Genomic DNA, 6,291 nt, shown 5'->3' on the forward strand with positions numbered 1-6,291 from the left:
CGATTCTTCAGTACAGGCCAAACAGCTTGGCACCCAGCACGGCCGTCAGCCCCAGGCTGACGACCAGCGTGACGATGGCGCTGGAGCGTCCAAATGCTTTGTCCACCTTGTGCGTGGCGTCCATGATGAGGTGACGCACACCGGCGCAGAAGTGGTGGAGGTAAGCCCAAATGAGTGCCAGCACCACCAGCTTCAGGAACCAACCCGGCACGAAACCGACACCGGCATCGAAGGTCGCCACGAACGCACCGTAGGAGATCTCGCTCGACAGCGAGGCATCCATCATCCACACCACGAACGGCAGCAGCAAAAACATAAGGCCGCCGCTGGCGCGGTGCAGGATGGACACCCAACCGGCCGCGGGCAACCGGTAGGTGGTGAGGTCCCGGAAGGCGTTGATGTTGCGGAACTCGGGTCGCGCGGTACGCGAGGTCGACATAATGGTTCTCCTGGGGGATCAGAAGGCGTCGTGGGTGGCCGCCTGGCTCGGGGACGGCGGCACCAGAGCGGGGCGGCTATCGTCCGCCATGGGGCTGACACTGAGCTGTCGCATTCTATTGCAATGCACCATTTTTGACTTCGTCGCGGGTGTCAGCTCAGTTCGTTGCGGTAGTGGTGCCTGTCGGTGCGGTACAGACCGCGCCGTAGCTCCATCGGCACGCCGTTGTAGGTGTAGGCCAGGCGCTCGACACTGAGCAGCGGCGTGCCGGGGGGCACCTGCAGCCGTTCGGCCGCCAGCGCGCTGGCGGCCACCGCCTTCAGGCGCTCTTCGGCGCGCACCATGCGCACGCCAAACTGCGTCTCGAACAGCGCGTACATCGGCCCCGGGTGGGCCGACAGCGTCTCGGGTGTCAAGCCGCGAAACGCCTGTCCGGGCAGCCACAGGTCTTCCAAAATCGTGGGCACGCCCTGAAACGCCAGTACGCGGCTGACCTGCACCACCGGCTCGCCGGCGCGCAGCCGCAAGGCGGCGGCAACCTCCGCACTGGCGCGCACGCGCCGGCAACCTAGGATGGTGCGCTGAGCCGGCCCTTCACTGTCGAGTGTGCCGACGTCGGGGTGCAGACGCAGGAAGCGGTACTGGATGTGCTGCTCGGCATGGGTGGCGACGAACGTGCCCTTGCCCTGGCGCCGCACCAGCAGGTTATCGGCAGCCAGTTCGTCGATGGCCTTGCGCACCGTGCCCTGGCTGACGCGGTAACGCGCCGCCAGTTCGACCTCGCTGGGGATCAGGTCGCCCGGCTTCCACTCGCCAGCCTGCAGGCTTTGCAGGATCAGCGCCTTGATTTGCTGGTACAGCGGGCTAAACGCCGGCGTGGGCGCGCTGGCCGCGGCTGCACCCTCGCCGCCGGCGGCGGAGGGCGCGGCGCGGACGGTGGCGGGGGTGTCGTCTGGCTTCATGGTGCGCAATGATATCTTATATAAGACATAAGACAAATTGACGCCCCCGGTTGGCCGCAGTACACTCGCGGGCGTTTTTTCCATCCACTGCACGGAGTCCATCCATGAACAAGAAGCCCGTCCGCGTGGCCGTCACCGGTGCCGCTGGCCAGATCGGTTATGCCCTGCTGTTTCGTATCGCCTCGGGCGAAATGCTGGGCAAGGACCAGCCCGTCATCCTGCAACTGCTGGAGATTCCCGACGAGAAGGCGCAAAAAGCCCTCAAAGGCGTGATGATGGAGTTGGAAGACTGCGCCTTCCCTCTGCTGGCGGGCATGGAGGCGCACAGCGACCCGAAGGCCGCATTCCGCGACACCGACTACGCGCTGCTGGTGGGCGCGCGGCCGCGCGGTCCGGGCATGGAGCGCAAGGACCTGCTGTCGGCCAACGCGCAGATCTTCACTGCTCAGGGGCGAGCGCTCAACGAGGCAGCCAGCCGCAACGTCAAGGTGCTGGTGGTGGGCAACCCGGCCAACACCAACGCCTACATCGCGATGAAGTCGGCCCCCGATCTGCCGGCGAAGAACTTCACCGCCATGCTGCGCTTGGACCACAACCGCGCGCTGTCGCAGATCGCGGCCAAAACGGGCAAGCCGGTATCCAGCATCGAGAAACTGTGCGTGTGGGGCAATCACTCGCCCACCATGTACGCCGACTACCGCTTCGCCACCATCGACGGCCAGTCGGTCAAGGCCATGATCAACGACGAGGACTGGAACCGTAACGTCTTCTTGCCCACGGTGGGCAAGCGCGGTGCAGCCATCATCGAGGCGCGCGGGCTGTCCTCGGCCGCGTCGGCTGCCAACGCGGCCATCGACCACATGCGCGACTGGGCGCTGGGCACCAACGGCCGCTGGGTGACCATGGGCATTCCGTCGCAGGGTTGGTACGGCATTCCGCAGGACGTGATGTTCGGCTTCCCGGTGACCTGCGCCAACGGTGAGTACACCGTGGTCGAGGGGCTGCCGATCGACGAGTTCAGCCAGCAGTGCCTGAACAAGACCCTGGCCGAGTTGGAAGAAGAGCGCCAGGGTGTGGCGCACCTGATCTGAGGCGGCGGTCCTGATGAGCGCAGGCGTGTCCCGTCATCCGCGCGCGGTTCTGTTGGGCGCACAGGCGGCCTGGGCTGGTCTGCCGGCATGTGACCACTACGCAGGCGTGGAAGCGCGCATGCGCAAAAGTCTGGCCCTGCAGGCCGAGTGGTCGGCGCGCCACGGGACCTGTCTGTTCGACGTTACGCTGGACTGCGAAGACGGCGCCCCGGTGGGTGGCGAGGCCGAGCACGCGGCGCTGGTGGCGGCGTTGGTGCAGTCGCTGGACTGGTCCGCTACCGTACCGCCGCGGGTGGCGGTGCGCGTGCACCCGGTCGATCATCCCGCGTTTGCGGGGGACATCGCCACCATCGTCGGGGCCGTCGGGGCGCGGCTGACCCATGTCATGCTACCCAAGGTCGAATCGGTGGCGGACGTCGAGCGAGCGTCCTCCGCGCTGGACGCAGCAGGCGCGCCGCAATTGCCGCTGCACGCGCTCATCGAGTCCCCCGCCGCGGTGCAGCAAGCGTTCGACATCGCCGCCCACCCGCGGGTGCAGTCGCTCAGCTTCGGGTTGATGGATTTCGTCTCCGCCCACGGCGGGGCGATTCCCGCCTCTGCCATGACCTTGCACGGTCAGTTCGAGCACCCGCTGGTGCGGCGCGCGAAGCTGGAAATCGCCAGCGCCGCGCATGCGCACGGCAAGGTGCCGTCGCACTGCGTGGTGACCGAATTCCGCGACCGCGACGCGGTGCGGCTGGCGGCGCAGCGCGCCGCGCGCGAGTTCGGCTATACGCGGATGTGGAGCATCCACCCCGACCAGATCGAGTCCATCGTGCAGGCCATGGCGCCGCAGGCGGCCGAGGTCGAGCGCGCCGCCGACATCATCGAACGGGCGCTGGCAGCCGACTGGGCGCCGATTGCTTACGCCGGCCAGCTGCACGACCGTGCGTCCTACCGCTATTACTGGCAAGTGCTGGAGCGGGCACACGCCACCGCGCAGCCACTGCCGGCATCCGTGCAACCCCTGTTTGTCTGAACCCCTCCCCACGCGCACCGCACGCACGGTGCCTTTCCGAATTTCAGGAGCCCCTACCATGTTGCAAGCCTACCGCCAACACGTCGCCGAGCGCGCCGCGCTGGGCATTCCGCCGCTGCCGCTGTCGGCACAGCAGACCGCCGAGCTGATCGAGCTGATCAAAAACCCGCCGGCGGGCGAAGACCCACAGTTCCTGCTGGAGTTACTGACCCACCGCGTGCCCCCGGGTGTGGACGATGCCGCCAAGGTCAAGGCGTCGTTCCTGGCCGCGGTGGCCCACGGCGACATCGCCGTGCCGCTGATCAGCAAGGCGCGCGCCACCGAACTGTTGGGCACGATGGTGGGCGGCTACAACGTCAAGCCGCTGATCGACCTGCTCGACGACGCCGAGGTGGCACCCATCGCCGCCGAGGGACTGAAGAAAACCCTGCTGATGTTTGACGCCTTCCACGACGTGGCCGAGAAGGTGCAAGCCGGCAACGCGCATGCGCGCGCCGTGATGCAGAGCTGGGCCGATGCCGAGTGGTTTTTGTCCCGCCCCGAGGTGCCGCAGAAAATCACCGTCACGGCGTTCAAGGTGCCGGGCGAGACCAACACCGACGACCTGTCGCCGGCGCCTGACGCCTGGAGCCGACCGGACATTCCGCTGCACGCGCTGGCGATGCTGAAGAACAAGCGGCCCGATGCCCCGTTCGAGCCCGACGAAGACGGCAAGCGCGGCCCGATCAGTGTGCTGCAAAAGCTCAAAGAACAAGGGCATCTGGTGGCCTACGTCGGTGACGTGGTGGGTACCGGCTCCAGCCGCAAGTCGGCCACTAACAGCGTCATCTGGTGGACTGGCTACGACATCCCCTTCGTGCCCAACAAGCGCTTCGGCGGTGTGACGCTGGGCGGCAAGATCGCCCCCATCTTCTTCAACACGCAGGAAGACTCCGGCTCGCTGCCGATCGAAGTCGACGTCAGCCAGATCGAATTTGGCGACGTCATCGACATTTACCCCTACGAGGGCAAGATCGAGAAGAACGGGCAGGTCATCGCCACCTTTGCGCTCAAGAGCGAGGTGCTGCTGGATGAGGTGCGCGCTGGTGGCCGCATCAACCTGATCATCGGCCGCGGGCTCACCGGCAAGGCGCGCGAGTTCCTAGGCCTGCCGCCATCGACCGTTTTCCGTCTGCCCAAGGCGCCGCAGGACAGTGGCAAGGGCTACACGCTGGCGCAGAAGATCGTGGGCCGCGCCTGTGGCCTGCCGGAAGGCAAGGGCATCCGCCCCGGCACCTACTGCGAACCGAAGATAACCACCGTCGGCAGCCAGGACACCACCGGCCCGATGACGCGCGACGAGCTCAAAGACCTGGCCTGCCTGGGCTTTTCGGCCGACCTGGTGATGCAGTCGTTCTGCCACACTGCGGCCTATCCGAAACCAGTGGACGTCAAGATGCACCGCGAGCTGCCGACCTTCATTAGCAGCCGCGGCGGCGTCAGCCTGCGCCCAGGCGACGGCGTGATCCACTCGTGGCTCAACCGCATGCTGCTGCCCGACACCGTGGGCACGGGCGGCGACTCGCACACGCGCTTTCCCATCGGTATCAGCTTCCCGGCTGGCTCCGGGCTGGTGGCGTTTGCCGCCGCCACCGGCGTCATGCCGCTGGACATGCCCGAGTCGGTGCTGGTGCGCTTCAAGGGCCAGATGCAGCCGGGTATCACGCTGCGTGACCTGGTGCACGCCATCCCCTACTACGCCATCAAACAGGGCTTGCTGACGGTGGAGAAAAAGGGCAAGAAAAATATCTTCTCCGGCCGTATCCTGGAAATCGAGGGTCTGCCCGACCTCAAGGTCGAGCAGGCGTTCGAGCTGTCCGACGCGTCGGCTGAGCGCTCGGCGGCGGGCTGCACGATCAAGCTCAACAAAGAGCCGATCATCGAGTACCTGCAGTCCAATATCGTGCTGCTGAAGAACATGATCGCCGACGGCTACCAGGACGCGCGCACGCTGGCGCGCCGCATCAAGGCGATGGAGAAGTGGCTGGAAAACCCGCAGCTGCTCGAAGCCGACCCGGACGCCGAATACGCCGCCGTCATCGAAATCGATCTGAACGAGATCAAAGAGCCGATCCTGTGCTGTCCGAATGACCCGGACGACGCCCGTCCGCTGTCCGCGGTGGCGGGCACCCCGATCGATGAGGCCTTCATCGGTTCGTGCATGACCAACATCGGCCACTTTCGCGCCGCGGCCAAGCTGCTGCACGGCCAGCGCGACATCCCGGTGCGGCTGTGGGTGGCGCCGCCCACCAAGATGGACCAAAACGAACTGATCAAGGAAGGCTACTACGCCACCTTTGGCACCGCTGGGGCGCGCACCGAAATGCCGGGCTGCAGCCTGTGCATGGGCAACCAGGCGCAGGTGCGCGAAGGCGCGACGGTGGTGTCCACCAGCACGCGCAACTTCCCCAACCGGCTGGGGCGCAACACCCATGTGTTCCTGGCCTCGGCGGAGTTGGCGGCGATTGCCGCTCGCCTGGGCCGCCTGCCCACCGTGGAGGAATACCACCGCGAAATGGGCATCGTCAACCAGCAGGCCAGCGAGGTCTACCGCTACATGAACTTCGACCAGATCGAGGAATACGCGCAAACCGCCAAGACGGTGACGGTGTAACTGCGCGGTGTCGGCCAACCGCTCGCCCGGCGTGACCGGGCTGCGTGGCCGATGCCCGCCCGCTTACGGCCCCGCTTGCGCTGACGCGCAGGCGGGGTTGTTTGTTCGGTGTTCTGGGTTTGGCGGGG

At 66.4% G+C, this 6,291-nt stretch carries 5 protein-coding genes; 3 read left to right on the top strand and 2 right to left on the bottom strand.

Going from position 1 to position 6,291, the window contains the following annotated elements; genetic code table 11:
* Positions 1 to 7: 7 nt before the first annotated feature.
* Together sdhC and V7Z54_RS00980 are read right to left on the bottom strand one after the other, a co-directional pair.
* Positions 8 to 439, bottom strand: coding sequence for a succinate dehydrogenase, cytochrome b556 subunit (sdhC, locus tag V7Z54_RS00975; protein WP_334133671.1), 432 nt, complete (start codon positions 437 to 439; stop codon positions 8 to 10).
* A 152-nt stretch (positions 440 to 591) separates the two neighbouring features.
* The gene (locus V7Z54_RS00980) at positions 592 to 1,401 is read right to left on the bottom strand and encodes a GntR family transcriptional regulator (protein WP_334133672.1); all 810 of its coding nucleotides are present in this window, start codon (positions 1,399 to 1,401) and stop codon (positions 592 to 594) included.
* Positions 1,402 to 1,505: 104 nt separating this feature from the next.
* Here V7Z54_RS00980 and V7Z54_RS00985 point away from each other — a divergent pair, with 104 nt between their 5' ends.
* Genes V7Z54_RS00985 through acnB form a run of 3 tightly spaced genes read left to right on the top strand, consistent with a single transcriptional unit; the run spans position 1,506 to position 6,163 of the window.
* Positions 1,506 to 2,492 carry a malate dehydrogenase gene (locus V7Z54_RS00985; protein WP_334133673.1) on the top strand — a complete coding sequence of 329 codons (987 nt, stop codon included), beginning with the start codon at positions 1,506 to 1,508 and terminating at the stop codon, positions 2,490 to 2,492.
* A gap of 13 nt (positions 2,493 to 2,505) precedes the next feature.
* Positions 2,506 to 3,510 (top strand): HpcH/HpaI aldolase/citrate lyase family protein, encoded by a 1,005-nt coding sequence (locus V7Z54_RS00990; RefSeq protein WP_334133674.1) that lies wholly within the window; start codon positions 2,506 to 2,508, stop codon positions 3,508 to 3,510.
* Positions 3,511 to 3,568: 58 nt separating this feature from the next.
* Positions 3,569 to 6,163, top strand: a complete 2,595-nt coding sequence (gene acnB, locus V7Z54_RS00995; RefSeq protein ID WP_334133675.1) for a bifunctional aconitate hydratase 2/2-methylisocitrate dehydratase — start codon at positions 3,569 to 3,571, stop codon at positions 6,161 to 6,163.
* Positions 6,164 to 6,291: the final 128 nt, after the last annotated feature.

This window comes from Tepidimonas sp., assembly GCF_036824975.1.
In the GTDB taxonomy this organism is placed as follows: Bacteria; Pseudomonadota; Gammaproteobacteria; order Burkholderiales; family Burkholderiaceae_C; genus Tepidimonas.

Coding starts and splice junctions, on each gene's coding strand:
- sdhC (WP_334133671.1), bottom strand. CDS start 439: ATGTCGACCTCGCGTACCGCGCGACCCGAGTTCCGCAACATCAACGCC.
- V7Z54_RS00980 (WP_334133672.1), bottom strand. CDS start 1,401: ATGAAGCCAGACGACACCCCCGCCACCGTCCGCGCCGCGCCCTCCGCC.
- V7Z54_RS00985 (WP_334133673.1), top strand. CDS start 1,506: ATGAACAAGAAGCCCGTCCGCGTGGCCGTCACCGGTGCCGCTGGCCAG.
- V7Z54_RS00990 (WP_334133674.1), top strand. CDS start 2,506: ATGAGCGCAGGCGTGTCCCGTCATCCGCGCGCGGTTCTGTTGGGCGCA.
- acnB (WP_334133675.1), top strand. CDS start 3,569: ATGTTGCAAGCCTACCGCCAACACGTCGCCGAGCGCGCCGCGCTGGGC.